Genomic DNA, 17,597 nt, shown 5'->3' with positions numbered 1-17,597 from the left:
ACTATTTTAATGAACTGTTTTTCCCTAAAATTCGGACTGCAAAGATACTCACTTTATTTCGTATTAAACAAGAAAAAATTAAACTATTTTTTAACCTTTTCTTAATATATCTTAACCCCTATTTTAATGAACTCTTACTAACTTCTAAGCTTACCACTTATCCGTTTGCGGGTGCAAATATAGATACCTTTTTCCACTTAACAACTACTTTTTTTGCCTTTTTTTAACCGCCTTTTTTAACTACCTATTTCAGAACCTTTTACATCCAAAAGTTTTTTGTACTCCTAACCTACTTAACGTGCTTCTTACTCGTTCTAAGCGTAAAATCATTTATTAAGGAATCATATTTTCACTTCTATACTATTAAATGTAAACTGTAATAGGTGACTCTAAGACCTAATTTATTTACTTTTTCTTACGTTTTCGCTTCTTACGCATCTTCGAAAACATCTTTTTATACTCCGATACATCAACATACCCTCTACTCTTTGATACAATCACTAAATAGTTTTTACGCAATTTTGGATCTTGATACTCTAACTTTTCTTCTATATAGGCACGTTGTATAATATCTTCTACCAAATAATCCTCATTCTCCGTTTCTGGTTTATACTCTGACTTTAACGACAGCTTAAATAAGTTTGCAGTCGTATTGTACCAAAAGGCTTTCCAACCACTTCTTAGTTCTCTTACATTATCAAAAGCCGTTTTTCCTGTTTGACGGTGAATTAACTTTAATAAAATTCTCCCTTCTGTTCTTGTTAATTTCTTTAAAGGCGCTGTTAATTCTTCTTCAAGATATTTCTGAATTCTTTTTATGTATTTTCTTTTTTTGCTTTTCGACTTAACTCTGGCCAATCGTGAATTTACACTATCTACTCTTTTTGCTGCTAAAATTGCATAAGGGTATGCTTTGAATACTTTTTTACGAAGCCAGTAATAATATAGTATATCTTTTTTCTCTTTGAACTTGTGCTTTGGGAGTACTGTTACTTCATTTAATTTTATCATTAAACTATCTCCTTCTCTTATCAATATATATTCATCATTAAAGTTTGGTAATGTATCTTTAATTTGCGCATTTACTACTGTAGCAAATAGTAATAAATATAAGTATAGTAGTTTTTTCATTTGATTTTGATAAGCAAAAAGGATTCCAAATGTATCATTTCTCTTTTTAAAACAAAAAAACTCATGAAGTATTTCATGAGTTTTTATTTATTTTTTAAACAATTACTTGTTATTCTGCCATTATCGAGGCTGCTACTTGTTTATAAGTACCGTTTTCTAATTTTTCACGGATTGCTGAAAATGCTACAATTGTCTCGTTTACATCTTCAATCGTATGGCGTGCTGTTGGAATTAACCTTAATATTATTAATCCTTTTGGTATTACTGGATACACAACAATTGAACAGAACACTCCATGGTTTTCTCTTAAATCGTTTACCATTGCCATTGCTTCTGGAATTTCTCCTTTTAAGTATACTGGTGTAATGCATGTTTGTGTTGTTCCTAAATCAAAACCTGCCTCTCGTAAACCTGATTGTAATGCATTGGTTATTTTCCAAAGATTTTCTTTTAATTCAGGCATGGTACGAATCATATCTAAACGTTTTAATGCTCCTTTTACCATTGGCATTGGTAATGATTTGGCAAACATTTGCGATCGCATGTTGTATTGTAAAAACTGAATTACATCTTTATCTCCTGCAAAGAAAGCTCCAATACCTGCCATAGATTTTGCGAATGTTGCAAAATACACATCGATTCCATCCTGTACTCCTTGTTCAAACCCTGTTCCTCTTCCTCCTTCTCCTAATGTTCCAAACCCGTGTGCATCATCAACCAATAAACGGAAGTTGTATTTTTCTTTTAAGGCTACAATTTCTGCTAAACGTCCTTGTTCTCCTCGCATACCAAATACTCCTTCAGAAACTAACAGAATTCCACCACCTGTTTTTTCTGCCATTTTGGTGGCACGCTTCAAGTTTTTCTCACAGCTCTCTATATCGTTATGACGGTATACAAAACGTTTTCCTGCATGTAAACGAACTCCATCAATAATACACGCATGTGTATCCATATCATACACAATGATATCGTCTTTATTTACTAGAGCATCAATTGCTGATACCATACCTTGGTAACCAAAGTTTACTAAATAAGAAGCTTCTTTACCTACAAACTCTGCACATTCTTGTTCTAATTGTTCATGATATTTTGTATGACCTGACATCATACGAGCTCCCATAGGATACGCCATACCATCGGTTGCTGCAGATTCTCCATCAACTTTTAATACTTCTGGATGATTTGCTAATCCTAAGTAGTCATTTATACTCCAAGTTATTACTTTTTTTCCATTGAAAGACATACGGTTAGAAATTGGCCCTTCTAATTTAGGAAATACATAATACCCTTCTGCCTTATCTGCCCATTTTCCTAAAGGTCCTTTATCTCCTTTAATTCTCTCAAATAAATCTTTAACCATTATTACTTTTGATTTTTATAGGTTGCGAAAATAGTGCTTTTTTAGGAGTAAATCAAAACTACTTGCTCTTCTCTTACTTCATTTTTATCACTAAATCGCTAGTATCCACTAGTACACCTGCTTCTAATTGTACTTTTTTTATTACTCCTGAACTTGCAGCTGTAACGGTCGTTTCCATTTTCATCGCTTCTATAATAAACAAAGGCTGATTTTCTTTAACTTTTTCTCCATTCTTCACTAATACTGATGATAACAGTCCCTGTAAGGGTGCTCCAATTTCTTTTTCGTTATCTGTTTCTGCTTTTATATTTTCTACTTTGTCTACTTTTATAGAATTGTCTTTTATTAAAACATTTCTCATTTGCCCGTTAATCTTAAAAAAGACATTTACATTTCCTTCTTCATCAGGTTCACTTTTTTGCATTAGAGAAATTAACACTCGTTTTCCTTCTTCAATATCCACCATTATTTCCTCACCTACTTCCATTCCAAATAAGAAGTTTTTAGTAGGTATATTCATTAGGTTTCCATGTTTTAAGTGATTGTTATAAGCATCGGTAAAAACTTTAGGATATAATTTATAAGACAAGAAATCAGTAATTTCTAATGGACGCCCCATTCCTTTTTTAAATTGTTTTTTAAACTCTTCAAATTCTTTTTCGAAGTTAATTGGAGCTAAATGTGCATTTGGTCTATCTGTATATGGTTTTTCATTTTTTAATATGATTTTTTGAAGGTTTTCTGGAAAACCTCCTACTGGCTGCCCTAAGTCTCCTCTGAAAAAACTAATTACAGACTGAGGAAAAGAGATTGTTTCTCCTTTTTCCATCACATCTTTTACTGTTAGGTTATTACTTATCATATACTGAGCCATGTCTCCAACCACCTTTGAGCTTGGAGTTACTTTCACTATGTCTCCAAATAGTTTATTTACCTCTCCGTACATTTTAGTTACTTCAGTAAATTTATTCTCTAAACCTAGTGCTATCGCTTGCCCTTTTAAGTTTGAATACTGACCCCCTGGAATTTCATGCTCATATACTTCTCCTGTTCCAGACTTTAATCCTGATTCAAATGGGTAGTAATAACTTCTAACTGCTTCCCAATAGTTTGAATATTCGGCTAACTTTTCTGTATTAATTTTGTTTTCTCTTTCATTAAAGCGTAACATTTCAGCCATTGAATTAAAGTTTGGTTGTGATGTTAATCCTGACAATCCGCCCAAAGCTACATCTACAACATCTACTCCTGCTTCTATTGCTTTGAGGTAAGTAGCCGATTGAACCGAAGATGTATCGTGTGTATGTAAATGAATTGGTATGTTAATTTCTGATTTAAGGGCAGCTATTAATTCATAAGCTGCTTGTGGTTTTAATAACCCTGCCATGTCTTTTACTCCTAAAATATGTGCTCCTGCATTTTCGATATCTTTTGCTAATTGTAGGTAGTATTTTAAATCGTATTTTGTTTTGTTTGGGTTTAAGATATCTCCTGTATAGCATATAGAGGCTTCTGCCAATCCTTGTGTTTTATTTCGTACATGTTTTATACAAGGCTCTAGAGATTGCATCCAGTTTAGAGAGTCAAAAATTCTAAAAACATCGACTCCTGTTTCCCATGATTTTTCTACAAATTTTTCAATTAAATTATCAGGATATGCAGTATATCCAACTCCATTAGAACCTCTTATTAGCATTTGTAATAACACATTTGGCATTGCTTTGCGTAATAATGCTAAACGTTCCCAAGGATTTTCTTGTAAAAAGCGAAGACACACATCAAAAGTTGCTCCTCCCCAAACTTCCATACTAAAAATTTCAGGGTGGTTTTTTGCATATCCTTCAGCTACCTTTAACATATCTACTGTACGCATACGTGTTGCCAACAAACTTTGGTGAGCATCTCGCATGGTTGTATCTGTAAAATGTACTTTCTTTTCATTTTTTAACCATTCTGCAAATTTTTCTGGACCTAATTCAGTTAATTTATCTTTTGTTCCTTTAGGATAATTTTCTAAAACTGGAAATTTTGGTACTTTAGGTTGTGTAAATTGATGGTTTGAATTTATTTTTTTTACATCTGGATTTCCGTTTACAATTACTTCTCCTAAAAAGTTGATTAATTTATTCGCTCTATTTTTAGGTTCTTTAAATTCAAATAGTTTTGGTTCATTCTTTATGAAGTTTACGGTCACCCTTCCGTCTCTAAATGTTTGATGACGAAGTATGTTTTCTAGAAAAGCTATATTCGTTTTTACTCCACGTACTCTAAATTCAGCTAATGCTCTTAGCATTTTTCTGCAAGCTCCATCAAAGGTTCTACTTCTTGCTGAAACTTTCACCAACATAGAATCAAAAAAAGGTGAAATTTTTACTCCTTGATATATACTTCCTGCATCTAATCGAATACCAAAGCCTGAAGCACTTCTGTACGTAGTTACTGTTCCGTAATCTGGTTTAAAGTCGTTTGCAGGATCTTCCGTAGTTACTCTACACTGTAATGCATGCCCAGTAACAGTAACGGATTCTTGACTTGGTATTTTTATTTGTTTGTCTTCTAACTTATATCCTCCTGCAATAAAAAGTTGCGTTTTTACCAAGTCTATATTCGTTACCATTTCAGTAACTGTATGTTCTACTTGAATTCGTGGATTCACTTCAATAAAGTATATAGCATCATCATCGTCCACTAAAAACTCAACAGTTCCTATGTTATTATAATTTACTGCTTTACAAATATTAATTGCATAGGTGTATAACTTATTCTTTATTTCGTCTGGCAAGCCTAAAGAAGGTGCTATTTCTACTACTTTTTGATACCTTCGTTGTACTGAGCAATCTCTTTCGTATAAATGAACAATGTTACCATGTGCATCTGCTACTATTTGGATTTCAATATGCTTAGGATTTTCAACATATTTTTCTAAAAAAACGGTATCATCTCCAAAAGCATTTAAAGATTCTCTTTTTGCTTCTGGAAAAGCTTTGATTAATTCTTCTTTTTTTCGAATAACTCGCATTCCTCTACCTCCTCCTCCTGAAGCTGCTTTTAACATTACAGGGTATCCTATTCTTGAAGCTTCAGATAGCGCTATTTCAACAGTAGCTAAATCATTTTGACTACTTTGTATGATAGGCACATTGTTAGCAACCGCAACTTCTTTGGCTGTAATTTTATCTCCTAGAGCTTTTAGTACTGATACTTTGGGACCAATAAAAATAATACCATTTTCTTCACATTTTTTAGCAAACTCAGCATTTTCAGAGAGAAAACCATACCCTGGGTGAATAGCATCTACATTATTATTAAGAGCTACTTTAATAATAGCATCAATATCTAAATAAGGCTTAAGTGGCTCATTATCTTCTCCTATTTGATAACATTCATCTGCTTTATACCTATGTAAAGAGTACCTATCTTCATAAGTATATATCCCCACTGTTTTAATTCCTATTTCTACACAGGCTCTAAATACTCTAATAGCTATTTCTCCTCTATTTGCTACCAGTACTTTTTGTATTTTCATTGTGTTGCGTTTGTTGTTAATGTGTTTTTGTTACTATCTAATTAATTTCCTTCCAAATCTAGCTTAGATTTTACACTTTTATAAGCTTAATAGAGTTTTTAGTTACAAAAAATCATTAATTTAACAGATTACCAAAATAAGTGTAATAAAAAACCTTTTTATCATTTTTCTATTGAAAAATGATCATTTCTACAAAATACTTTAAAGGAACTTTATAAAGACAGTATCTCTACCAAAAACAAAAAAGATGCTTGAATAAGCATCTTTTTTCTAATTTGTTTCTCTTTTTAAGATAAAATATTCGATTTTAATTCTTCTATAAAAGGTTGTTTATATAGTCTTTTACCTAAAGCTTTATGTATTGCGTTAGCAACTGCTCCTCCTGCTGGTGGCAAACCAGGTTCTCCTAAACCTGTAGGTGATAGTTCATTTTGCACAAAATGAACTTCTACTTTAGGTGTTTCGTTCATTCTTATAAGCCTATAATTATCGAAATTTCTACTTGACGGCGCACCGTCTTCAAAGGTTAGGTTTCCATACATTGCATGTCCGATACCATCAATAACACCTCCTTCAATTTGGTTTATAGCTCCTGTTGGGTTTACCACAATACCACAATCTGCTGCTACAACCACTTTTGTTACCACAGGAACTCCTTCTTTTAGCTCTACCTCTGCAACTTCAGCTACGTGAGTATTATGACTGTAATAAGCTGAAAAACCTTGAAAAACTCCTTCTTTGGCTTTTCCCCAGCCTCCTTTTTCTGCAGCTAACTTTATAGTGTCTTGCATTCGTTTACCTGAGTATTCTATTCTTTTATCTTCAGTAGCTTTTACATTTTCTAACAATTCTAAACGTAATTGTACTGGATCTATCTCTAATTCTTGTGCTAATTCATCAAAAAAACTTTGTTCTGCATAGGCTAAGAAGTTTGTATAAGGGGCTCTCCATGCTCCTGTGCTAATATTACTTTTATAATTTGCTGTAGATACTTTATAGTTTGGAATACAGCCTGCTGGAAAGAAATTCGGGATTAATCCGTACATATTATCATTAATAGCTGCTTCTTTTAAATGGTATCCAGATATTTTTCCATCTTTTATTGATGCTGCAATTCTATATTTGATTGCTGGTCTATATGTTCCACTAGTTACATCGTCTTCTCTCGTTGAAACCATTTTTACTGGTTTTTGTATTTTATCAGATATTTCCAACGCTTCATATACAAAGTCTCCATATAATCTTCTTCCGAAACCTCCTCCCATTCGAGTCATTTCTACATGAACTTCCTCCAAGTTACGTCCTAACATTTCTGCTGCAACCATTGCTGCATATTCTGGAGTTTGAACAGGACCAATTAAATGTATCTTTTCTGATGTTACATTTGCAAAAAAGTTCATTGGCTCCATACAATTATGAGGCAAAAATGGTGAATGGTAGGTACGTTCAATAACTTTATCAGCTTCTGCAAAAGCTTTTTTCACATCTCCATCTTCTCTTCTAACATCTAAATCATTTGCTTCTAACAATTTTGTTAGCCTTTCATCATGAAATTTTGTATCTTCTAACTCAGAACTATCTTTCCATACAGTTTTAATTGCTCTTGCTCCTTTAATTGCTGCCCATGTATTTTCAGCTAACACAACTACTTTATCTGTTTTTGTTAACTTAAACGTCCAATTAGTTTTTCCTGATTCAATAAAATTTCTTGCTTTTTCTCCTATTGTTATAACATCTACTACTCCAGATATTTTTTTTGCTTCTGTATCGTCATACGATTCAAGTTCTTGTCCGAAAGCCGGAGGTCTTACTACTGAAGCATATAACATTTCTTCTTCCTTATAATCTAAGCCAAATAACGGTTTTCCTGTTACTATTTTTTCTACATCAACATTTATAGCATCTTTGCCAATGATAGAAAATTCTGAAGGCTTCTTCAATTTTACATTTTCTGGAACTTCTAAAGTAGCAGCTTCTTTAACTACTTCACCATACCCTAAAGTTTCTCCTTTTGCATTTGTAATAATTCCTCTTAAAGCTGAACAAGTAGTTGCATCTACTCCCCATTTTACTGCTGCCGCATTAATTAACATTTGTTTTGTAGTTGCTCCTGTTTCTCTAAGCGCCGTCCAGCCATGACGAATTGATTGACTACCTCCTGCTAACTGTCGTTTATAGTTTTTGACATCTAAAGGTGCTTGTGCAACATGTACTTTTTCCCATTCAACATCTAGTTCTTCTGCAATAATCATCGGCATTGAAGTTTTTACTCCTTGACCTATCTCAGGATTTGGAGAGTAAATAGTTACATAGCCTTCATCGGATATTTTTATGAATGCGTTAAAATCATTGAAGTTTAGGTTTTCTACATCTACAGATGGTTTTACATTAGGTTTACAGGCTGTAAATAGATTAAATCCAATCATAATACCACCACTGGCTAATGCAGAAGTTCTTAAAAAGTTTCTTCTACTAAACGTAAAGTTTTTTTCTTGTGTACTCATAATTGAAAAATTTTAAGACATTTTATCTGCTGCCAATGCAACTGCTTTTTCTATTCTATTATATGCAGCACAACGACAAATATTACCTTGCATTGCTTCTCTTATCTCCTCTTTTGAAGGGTTTGGATTTTCTTTTAGAAATGATGCAGCCGTCATAATTTGACCTGCTTGGCAGTAACCGCATTGCGGAACATCTACTTCTTTCCATGCTTCTTGTAACGGATGATCTCCTTCGGTTGATAACCCTTCAATAGTTGTTATTTCTTCACCATCCAACATAGAAATTTGTAATTGACAACTTCTCATTGCTGTTCCGTCTACATGAACAGTACAGGCTCCGCATTGTGCTATTCCACAACCGAATTTAGTTCCAACCATATTGAGTTCATCTCGTAAGACCCATAACAATGGTGTATCAGCATCTGCCTTAAAGGACACCGACTTTCCGTTAATTTTTAATGTATAATTTGGCATTTTTGCTAATTTTTGTTTGTCTTGTGTAAGTTACAAAAAATATAAATGCCTGTTTGTTAATGAAGTTTTTTTAAGATAATTTTAAATAAAAAGAGAGGCAAAAGCCTCTCTTTTTATTTGTTTTTTAAAAATGTATTTACATTTTTTTCTATTCTTTCGAGTACGTTTTCTGTATTCGCTTTTACAAAAGTTTCTCCTGTGATTTGTTCATATAGTTCAATGTATCTATTTGAAATTTCAATAACTTTTTCATCAGACATTTCAGGAATCTCTTGTCCTTCTTTTCCTTGAAAACCTTTTTCAATTAACCACTGACGCACAAACTCTTTTGATAGTTGTTTTTGCTTCTCTCCTTTTTCTTGACGTTCTGCATATCCTTCAGCATAAAAATAACGAGAAGAGTCTGGTGTATGGATTTCATCAATCAATACAATTTTACCATCTTTAGTTTTTCCAAACTCATATTTAGTATCTACTAAAATCAATCCTCTTTTAGCAGCTAATTCAGTACCTCTTTGAAATAACTTTCTTGTATAATCTTCCAATACTAAGTAATCTTCTTCTGATACAATTTGGTTGGCTAAAATATCTTCACGAGAAATATCTTCATCGTGTTCTCCATTATCTGCCTTTGTTGATGGTGTAATAATTGGCTCTGGGAATTTACCATTTTCTTTCATTCCTTCGGGCATTGCTACTCCACAAAGTATTCTTTTTCCTGCTGCATATTCTCGAGCTGCATGACCAGATAAATATCCGCGGATTACCATTTCTACTTTAAAAGGTTTACATAAATGACCTACTGCTACATTTTCATCTGGATTCGCTAATAACCAATTTGGAACGATATCCGCAGTATCGCTCATCATTTTTGTAGCAATTTGGTTTAAAATTTGTCCTTTAAAAGGAATTTGACGTGGTAAGATTACATCAAACGCAGAAAGACGATCTGAAGCAATCATTACCAACAACTCATCATTGATATTGTAAACTTCTCTTACTTTTCCTTTATAAACTTCTTTTTGTCCTTGAAACTGGAAGTTTGTTTCGTTAATTGTATTCATTGTATGTTGTTGTGTTGTATCGCACAAAAGTAAACTAATCACTAAATACTGACAACTAAAAACTACTCGGTTTCTATACTTTTATAAGCTGAGATAATTTTCTTAACCAATCGATGACGAATTACATCTTTGTCATCTAAATACACCTGCGCAATTCCTTCAATATCTTTTAATGCTAATAACGATTCTTTCAATCCAGAAACTTGTCTACGCGGTAAATCTATCTGACCTGGGTCTCCAGTGATAATAAACTTAGCGTGCATTCCCATACGCGTTAAAAACATCTTCATTTGTGCATGAGTGGTGTTTTGTGCTTCATCTAAAATTACAAAAGCATTATCTAAGGTACGCCCACGCATAAAAGCTAAAGGTGCTATTTGTATAACTCCTTTTTCAAGATGTGATTCCAATTTTTCATGAGGAATCATATCCCGTAAGGCATCATATAATGGTTGCATGTATGGATCTAACTTTTCTTTTAAATCCCCTGGAAGAAACCCTAAATTTTCCCCTGATTCTACCGCAGGTCTTGTTAAAATAATTCTCTTAACCTCTTTTTCTTTTAATGCTTTCACAGCTAAGGCTACCGCTGTATATGTTTTACCTGTACCTGCAGGACCTACAGCAAATAACATATCATTTTTTTGCATTAGCTCTACCATTTTACGCTGATTGGCAGTTTGCGCTTTAATTAACTTTCCACTTACACCATGCACTAAAACGTCTTTTGCTTTTCCTGATTTTCGAATTTCTTCTTCTTTACCAGTTGATGTTAAAATACGTTCAATACTATTTTCATCTAATTTATTATACCTATTAAAATATTTGATAAGCATCTCTAATCGCTTTTCAAATTCATTTAACAATTCAGGTTCGCCAAAAATTTTAAGTTTATTTCCTCTAGCAACTATTTTTATTTTAGGGAAGAATGTTTTTAACTGAGTAATAGTGCTGTTTTGAGCTCCAAAAAAATCGTTTGGGTTGATTTCTGTTAATTCAATTATGCGTTCGTTCAAATGATAAAAGTTTTAATATTATTCACACTAAAAATAACGATTATTTTTCTTGAATTACGTAGTTTTGTTTAAAATTTCAGCATAATTTTTCACAAAACAATTAACAAACACCTAAATTAATGTCTCTTATTACATTAACTACTGATTTTGGAACGAAAGACCACTTTGTAGGGGCTGTAAAAGGAGCTATTTATTCTGAGTTACCTGATGCTAATATTGTTGATATTACGCATGAAATTTCTCCTTTTAACATTACTGAAACTGCTTACATTTTAAAAAATGCTTATAAAAGCTTTCCTGATAAAACCATTCATGTTATTGGTGTAGACTCTGAATTAAGTATGGATAATAAGCATATTGCTTTAGAACTGGATAATCATTATTTTATTTGTCCTGATAACGGACTAATTTCTATGATTGCTTCTGAAATTAAACCTACCAAAATTGTTGAAATTAATATTCACAATCGTATTGAGAGTAGTTTTCCTGTGTTAGATGTTTTTGTACAAGTAGCTTCTCATATTGCTCGCGGTGGTAGTTTAAGTGTTATTGGACGAGAGATTGAGACTTATAAAAAGATTATCGAAATTAAGCCTAAAGTAAACGAGCAACAAACTATTATTTCAGGTGGTGTTATTTACATTGATAATTACGGAAATGTAATTAGTAACATTAGTAAAAAGCAATTTAATACTATTGGAAAAGGGCGTGATTATAAAGTAACGGCAAGACGTTATACCTTTTCTAAAATTTATAGCCGATATAATGAGATTGTTGATTTTTCGGTAACTGATAAACGACAATATGATGGTGAAAAGCTAGCTATTTTTAATTCTGCTGGTTTTTTAGAGATTGCCATTTACCGAAGTAATTTAGAAACGGTTGGCGGTGCTTCTACCCTACTTGGTTTAGAATACCGTGATACTATTACCATTGAATTTGAGAACCCTATTAAACCAGAATTTACACCTATAAATTAACTCTATGTTTGTACGAATTGTAAAAATGAGCTTTCAGCCAGAAAAAATTGAAGAATTTCTAAACAACTTTAACAGTAAGAAAGAGTTTATACGAAATTCACCTGGTTGTCGTTTATTAGAGTTGTATAGAGACAAAACAAATCCGAATATATTTTTTACTTATAGTTATTGGGATACTGAACAAGATTTAGAAAATTACAGAAACTCTGATTTATTTAAAGGGGTTTGGGCACAAACCAAAATACTATTTAATGACAAACCTCTTGCTTGGAGTGTGGATAAAGTAGCTTCGCTACTTTAGTCGTTAGACTCTAGACTATAAAAGACAACTCAACATTAAAAACTAACTATGTTTCCACTACTAAAAAAAGAATTTAACTCATTTTTTGCCTCCCCTATTGCCTATTTAGTGATTGGAGTATTTTTACTTGTAAATGGCTTATTTTTATGGGTGTTTAAAGATAATTTCAACATTTTAAATGCTGGTTTTGCTGATTTAAACAGCTTCTTTTATTTAGCTCCGTGGTTATTTTTATTCTTAATTCCTGCAATTACCATGAAAAGTTTTGCTGATGAATTTAATAGCGGAACTATTGAAATTTTAAAAACCAAACCACTTACCGACTGGCAAATTGTTTTAGGTAAATTTTTTGCAGCACTTTTATTAGTTGTCATCGCATTGTTGCCAACATTAACCTACGCGTACACTGTGTATCAATTGGGAAGCCCTATTGGGAATTTAGATGTAGGTAGTACTATAGGTTCTTATTTAGGTTTGTTGTTTTTAGCTGCAACTTATACAGCCGTTGGATTATTTACTTCTACACTATCAAATAATCAGATTGTAGCATTTATCGTAAGTGTATTCATCACTTTTGCTTTATTCTATGGGTTTGACGCAGTTGGTTCTTCTTTAGAGAATTCAGGATATACCTTACAACAATTTGGTATTAATGAACATTTTAAAAGTATTAGTCGTGGTGTTGTAGATACACGCGACCTTATTTACTTTATTAGTGTTACGTTCTTCTTTTTATTCATCACTAAACAACAGTTAAAAAATGAATAAGAAATTACAACATATTGCATTAACACTTATCGGACTGTTAATTATTAATTACATCGCTAATTCAGTTTACAAACGTTTCGATTTAACACAAGACAAACGTTATACCTTATCAGAAGTAAGTGAAAGTCTTATTGATAAAATAGATACTCCACTAACTATTCATGTATTTTTAGAAGGTGATTTTCCTGCGGAATTTAAACGTTTACAAATAGAAACACGTCAGTTTTTAGAAGAGTTACAAGCCAAAAACTCTAATATTCGTTTTCGTTTTATCAATCCTGATAACATTCGTGAACGTTTGGTAAAAAGAGGAATGATGCCTAGTCAATTAACTGTGGAAGAAGATGGAAAGTTATCTGAAGCTATTATTTTTCCTTGGGCTGAAATTACTTATGGCAAAAAAGTAGAATTAATTTCTTTACTTCCTAACTCTATTGCTAAAACACAAGAGGCTCAGCTACAAAATGCTGTTGAAAAATTAGAGTATTCTTTTGCTAATGCATTACATAATGTTACCTTAAAAGAAAGACAGAAAATAGCGGTGTTAGCTGGTAATGGTGAGCTACAAGATATTTATCAATATAGCTTGTTAAGTGAGGTTGGTAAAAAATACCGTTTAGCTAAATTTACATTAGATAGTGTGGCTAGCAATCCACAAAAAACAATAAAAGATTTAAGAGCTTACGACTTAGCTATTATCGCAAAACCTACTGAGCGTTTTACTGAAGAAGAAAAGTTTACCGTTGATCAGTTTATAGCAAACGGTGGTAAAAGTTTATGGATGCTAGATAATAACTATGCTGATACTGATAGCTTGTACAATGAAGGAAAAATGTTAGCATTTCCTCGTGATTTGAATTTAACGGATTTATTGTTTGGCTATCAAGTTCGTGTAAATAATAAACTTATTCAAGATTTATATTCTGCTAAAATTCCGCTAGCCACAGGAAATGTAGGAAATCAACCACAGTTTCAACACTTAAATTGGTTTTACCACCCGCTAGTTAATGGAAACCCAAACCACCCGATTACTAAAAATGTAGCGCCAGTTCGTTTTCGTTTTACCACTCAAATAGATACTTTGAAAGGAAACTTAAAAAAGATTCCATTATTAGTAACTTCTGTATTGACTAAAAAAACGGGAACACCTAATTTTATTGAACTACAAAGCATTTCTAAAGAACCTAAAGAAAATGAATTTGCTTCAGGACCACAATTATTAGCGGTGTTACTAGAAGGATCTATTCCTTCTGCTTATAAAAATAGAATCAAACCTTTTGATACTTCTTATTTTAAAGCTGAAAGCACCAATAATAAAATGATTGTAATTGCAGATGGTGATGTAGGTAGAAATCAGATTTTAAAAGGAAAACCTCACGATTTATCACTGGATAAATGGACAGGGGAACAGTTTGGTAACAAAGAATTTTTGATCAATGCTATTGACTATTTATTAGACGATTATGGATTGATTCAATTACGTAACAAAACCATTCAAATTAACTTATTGGATAAGCAACGTGCTTTTACTGAAAAACGTTTTTGGCAATTTATCAATATTGGTATTCCATTAGTTTTGTTAGCTCTGTTTGGTATTGGGTTTAATTATTGGAGGAGGAAGAAATATCAGTAAAATTACTGATACTTTTAAACACTTAATAAATCATTGTGTTTAAACTGATAACTCAATGCTTTTTGAAGTTTTTTACTATTAATTATTTTGTAAACTAATGGTTTTGAGTTGTCAAATTCAGGAATTGATTTTCCAATACTTTTTCTGGCATTAATATAAAACTCTTCTCTTGTAGGGTGATGATTTGAGCAAGCATTAAAAACTTCACCAAAAACATTCTGTTCAATAATTTGTCCTATGATAGCAATGCAATCTTCTCTATGTATCATATTTACATAACCTTTTGGATATGGAATTTTTCTATCAGCAAACCATTTTCCAGGTTGTCTGTTTCCTCCAAATAACCCTGCAAAGCGAAGTATAGTTGTTTGAAACTTATTATTGTTTCTAAACAAGTTTTCTATTTCAACTAATGGTGAATCTATAGTTTCATCTTCTTCAGTCATCTCATTATTTAAACTAGGATACACAGAAGTGGAGCTAATAAAAATAACTTTATCTATATTAGACTTTTCTATTTCAGAAATCAACCATTTAAAACCTTCTACTTCTTTAGAGGTAATAGCAATTATTAATACACCTATCTCTAAAAATTCTTGTTGAATATTTTTCTTAGAAATATCAACTAAATAAGGAGTAATATTAACTACTTTTAAGTCCTCTAGTTTCTTTATAGAAGTTGTTGAACCTTTTACACTATAGTCTTTTTCTATTAAATTTATGGCTAATTCTTTTCCCAACCATCCACAGCCTAAAATACTAACATTTTTCATCGCAACAATTATCGTCTTTTACTAATTTACAAGAAATCACAGCTAACAAAGCTCCAATTCCTCCTTTATGTTTATACATTTTATTTTTCACCCTTGCTTTTATTGCAAATATCTATTAAAACATTACTTCTGTATTTTAAGTTTTTGTTAACATTAATCCGAGGAATTCCTTGTAATTTTAACAAAAAATTAAAAACAGACCAATCATCATGAAAAAAATACTTTTTAGCTTGTTTGTTGTTGCCATATCAACTAACATCAATGCACAATTAAAAACCCCAGCCCCAAGTCCAGCTGCTAAGTTAGAACAAACTGTAGGTTTAACTAACGTATCGGTTGAATATTCTCGTCCGAACATGAAAGGAAGAGCTATTTTTGGAAATTTAGTTCCTTTCGGAAAAGTATGGAGAACAGGTGCTAACAAAAATACTACAGTTACTTTTAGCGATGATGTAACCGTTGATGGAAAAACCTTAAAAAAGGGAACATACGCTTTATATACTAAACCAGGAAAAGATTCTTGGGAAGTAATTTTTTACTCTGACGCTAACAACTGGGGAACTCCTCAAAAATGGGATGACTCTAAAGTAGCTGTATCTACGACTGCTAAAGTTGAAGCTATGCCTATGAAAATTGAAACGTTTACTATGTCTGTTGACAATTTGACAAACAATTCTGCTGTGTTAGGGATTTTATGGGAAAATGCTTACGTAGGTGTAAAGTTTAATACTCCTACTGACAAAGCCGTAGAAAAAAGCATTGCTCAAGTAATGAGCGGACCTTCTGCTAATGATTATTTTTCTTCTGCTGTGTATTATTTACAAGAAGGAAAAGACATTAACAAAGCTAAAAATTGGATTAACAAAGCGGTAGATATGACTAAAGACCAACCTCGTTTTTGGTACTTACGTCAACAATCGTTAATCTTAGCTAAAGCTGGTGATAAAAAAGGAGCTCTTAAAGCAGCTAAAGCTTCATTAGCAAGTGCTGAAAAAGCTGGAAATGCTGATTATGTAAAAATGAACAAAGAGTTTATTGCTGAAATGAAGTAATTTTTTTCTGCTAAACTTTTTAAACATAAAACTCGCTAATTGGCGAGTTTTATGTTTTTATAATTGTTGTATTTTAGTGGTTCTTAAAAATTTTAACTGCTATGAATTTTTGATACACCTTTTTAATAAACTTTAATTAATAGGTTTCCTTACCCTTTTCGTTTTATCGGTGTCTCGTCCTTAAATATGGCTACAGGTTAAAATTGAATTTAGGCTGATAATTTATATACCATATTTGGTGTTTTATAATCTAAAGATAAGTGTAATCTTACTTCGTTGTATAAATTAATTGCATTTTTTGCAGCTCGTTTTGCGTGAGCCATGTTATCAAAGGTTTGGTCGAGATAAAACTCATCTTTTAAGATGCCATTTACACGTTCTGCCATGGCATTTTCGTAACAATGATTTTCTTCGGTCATACTAATATTTATCTTTTTTCTTTTGAGAATTTGTGTGTAAACATTGCTACAATATTGTATTCCTCTATCCGAATGATGAATAAGTTGTTTAATTTCTTTAGCTTGATAAATAGCTTTATTTAATGCTCTTACACAACCTTTTAATTCCAAGCTATCACTAAGGTCGTAACCAACAATTTTACGAGAGTGCATATCTGTTATTAAAGCCAAGTAACAAAAGCCTTTTATGGTTCTAATATAAGTTATGTCACTTACCCATACTTGGTTTGCTCTATTGATTTCTAAGTCTTTTATGATGTTATTATATTTATAAAAGCGATGATAAGAATTGGTTGTTCTAGCACTGGTTTTCTTTCTAAGTGTCAGCATTTGGTGTTTTCTAAGTACTCTAAACAAAGTATCTCTACCAACTTTAATATTGGCTTTAGTAAAATCTACATTTAAAGATTTAGTAAGTTTTCGCACACCTTCTCTAGGAAGGGATTTGCGTCTTTTTCTAACAATTTGAATAATCTATTGTTCTGTTTTTAAACGCTTATCAGCTCTAGATTTGTATTTGTAATACGCATCACGTTTAAGTCCAAAACAACTCG

General features: G+C 32.2%; 15 protein-coding genes. 6 read left to right on the top strand and 9 right to left on the bottom strand.

Going from position 1 to position 17,597, the window contains the following annotated elements; all coding sequences use genetic code 11:
• A partial coding sequence (locus Q4517_RS14975; protein ID WP_303511089.1) for a hypothetical protein occupies positions 1-227 on the top strand: 227 nt, incomplete at its 5' end.
• 178 nt (positions 228-405) lie between these two features.
• Here the strand turns inward: Q4517_RS14975 and Q4517_RS14970 are convergent.
• The 7 genes from Q4517_RS14970 to Q4517_RS14940 all read right to left on the bottom strand — a co-directional run bounded on the left by Q4517_RS14970 (position 406) and on the right by Q4517_RS14940 (position 11,078).
• Positions 406-1,131: a DUF4294 domain-containing protein gene (locus tag Q4517_RS14970; protein WP_303511087.1), complete on the bottom strand. Its 726-nt coding sequence runs from the start codon at positions 1,129-1,131 to the stop codon at positions 406-408.
• A gap of 109 nt (positions 1,132-1,240) precedes the next feature.
• On the bottom strand, positions 1,241-2,494 hold the full coding sequence (locus tag Q4517_RS14965; protein ID WP_303511084.1) for an aminotransferase class I/II-fold pyridoxal phosphate-dependent enzyme: 1,254 nt from the start codon (positions 2,492-2,494) through the stop codon (positions 1,241-1,243).
• Positions 2,495-2,567: 73 nt separating this feature from the next.
• Entirely contained in the window at positions 2,568-6,020 is a 3,453-nt protein-coding gene (locus Q4517_RS14960; protein WP_303511081.1) for a pyruvate carboxylase, read from the bottom strand.
• Between the two features lie 287 nt (positions 6,021-6,307).
• Complete coding sequence (locus Q4517_RS14955; RefSeq protein ID WP_303511078.1) at positions 6,308-8,524, bottom strand: xanthine dehydrogenase family protein molybdopterin-binding subunit; 2,217 nt, start codon at positions 8,522-8,524, stop codon at positions 6,308-6,310.
• 12 nt (positions 8,525-8,536) lie between these two features.
• Positions 8,537-8,998, bottom strand: a complete 462-nt coding sequence (locus Q4517_RS14950; protein ID WP_303511075.1) for a (2Fe-2S)-binding protein — start codon at positions 8,996-8,998, stop codon at positions 8,537-8,539.
• Between the two features lie 113 nt (positions 8,999-9,111).
• A complete protein-coding gene (locus tag Q4517_RS14945; protein WP_303511072.1) occupies positions 9,112-10,062 on the bottom strand; it encodes a phosphoribosylaminoimidazolesuccinocarboxamide synthase in 951 nt (316 codons plus the stop codon).
• A gap of 62 nt (positions 10,063-10,124) precedes the next feature.
• On the bottom strand, positions 10,125-11,078 hold the full coding sequence (locus Q4517_RS14940) for a PhoH family protein (protein WP_303511069.1): 954 nt from the start codon (positions 11,076-11,078) through the stop codon (positions 10,125-10,127).
• A gap of 119 nt (positions 11,079-11,197) precedes the next feature.
• Between Q4517_RS14940 and Q4517_RS14935 the strand changes: the two genes are divergently transcribed.
• The 4 genes from Q4517_RS14935 to gldG are packed head-to-tail and all read left to right on the top strand — an operon-like array spanning position 11,198 to position 14,760.
• Entirely contained in the window at positions 11,198-12,058 is an 861-nt protein-coding gene (locus tag Q4517_RS14935; RefSeq protein ID WP_303511066.1) for an S-adenosyl-l-methionine hydroxide adenosyltransferase family protein, read from the top strand.
• A gap of 4 nt (positions 12,059-12,062) precedes the next feature.
• Positions 12,063-12,359, top strand: coding sequence for a putative quinol monooxygenase (locus Q4517_RS14930; RefSeq protein WP_303511062.1), 297 nt, complete (start codon positions 12,063-12,065; stop codon positions 12,357-12,359).
• A 48-nt stretch (positions 12,360-12,407) separates the two neighbouring features.
• Positions 12,408-13,127, top strand: coding sequence for a gliding motility-associated ABC transporter permease subunit GldF (gene gldF / locus Q4517_RS14925; protein WP_303511059.1), 720 nt, complete (start codon positions 12,408-12,410; stop codon positions 13,125-13,127).
• Complete coding sequence (gene gldG / locus Q4517_RS14920) at positions 13,120-14,760, top strand: gliding motility-associated ABC transporter substrate-binding protein GldG (RefSeq protein ID WP_303511056.1); 1,641 nt, start codon at positions 13,120-13,122, stop codon at positions 14,758-14,760. The genes gldF and gldG overlap by 8 nt, the downstream gene beginning before the upstream one ends.
• Positions 14,761-14,774: 14 nt before the next feature.
• Here gldG and Q4517_RS14915 read toward each other — a convergent pair whose 3' ends face one another.
• Positions 14,775-15,533 carry a dTDP-glucose 4,6-dehydratase gene (locus tag Q4517_RS14915; protein WP_303511053.1) on the bottom strand — a complete coding sequence of 253 codons (759 nt, stop codon included), beginning with the start codon at positions 15,531-15,533 and terminating at the stop codon, positions 14,775-14,777.
• Positions 15,534-15,742: 209 nt separating this feature from the next.
• Here Q4517_RS14915 and Q4517_RS14910 point away from each other — a divergent pair, with 209 nt between their 5' ends.
• The gene (locus Q4517_RS14910; RefSeq protein WP_303511050.1) at positions 15,743-16,585 is read left to right on the top strand and encodes a DUF2911 domain-containing protein; all 843 of its coding nucleotides are present in this window, start codon (positions 15,743-15,745) and stop codon (positions 16,583-16,585) included.
• Positions 16,586-16,794: 209 nt separating this feature from the next.
• Here Q4517_RS14910 and Q4517_RS14905 read toward each other — a convergent pair whose 3' ends face one another.
• Positions 16,795-17,508 carry an IS3 family transposase gene (locus tag Q4517_RS14905; RefSeq protein ID WP_303511092.1) on the bottom strand — a complete coding sequence of 238 codons (714 nt, stop codon included), beginning with the start codon at positions 17,506-17,508 and terminating at the stop codon, positions 16,795-16,797.
• Between the last annotated feature and the right edge of the window lie 89 nt (positions 17,509-17,597).

It is taken from the genome of Tenacibaculum sp. 1_MG-2023, from assembly GCF_030547425.1.
Classification (GTDB): domain Bacteria; phylum Bacteroidota; class Bacteroidia; order Flavobacteriales; family Flavobacteriaceae; genus Polaribacter.
The sequence above is the reverse complement of the archived record's forward strand: the minus strand, read 5'-3'. Positions and strand labels throughout refer to the sequence as shown.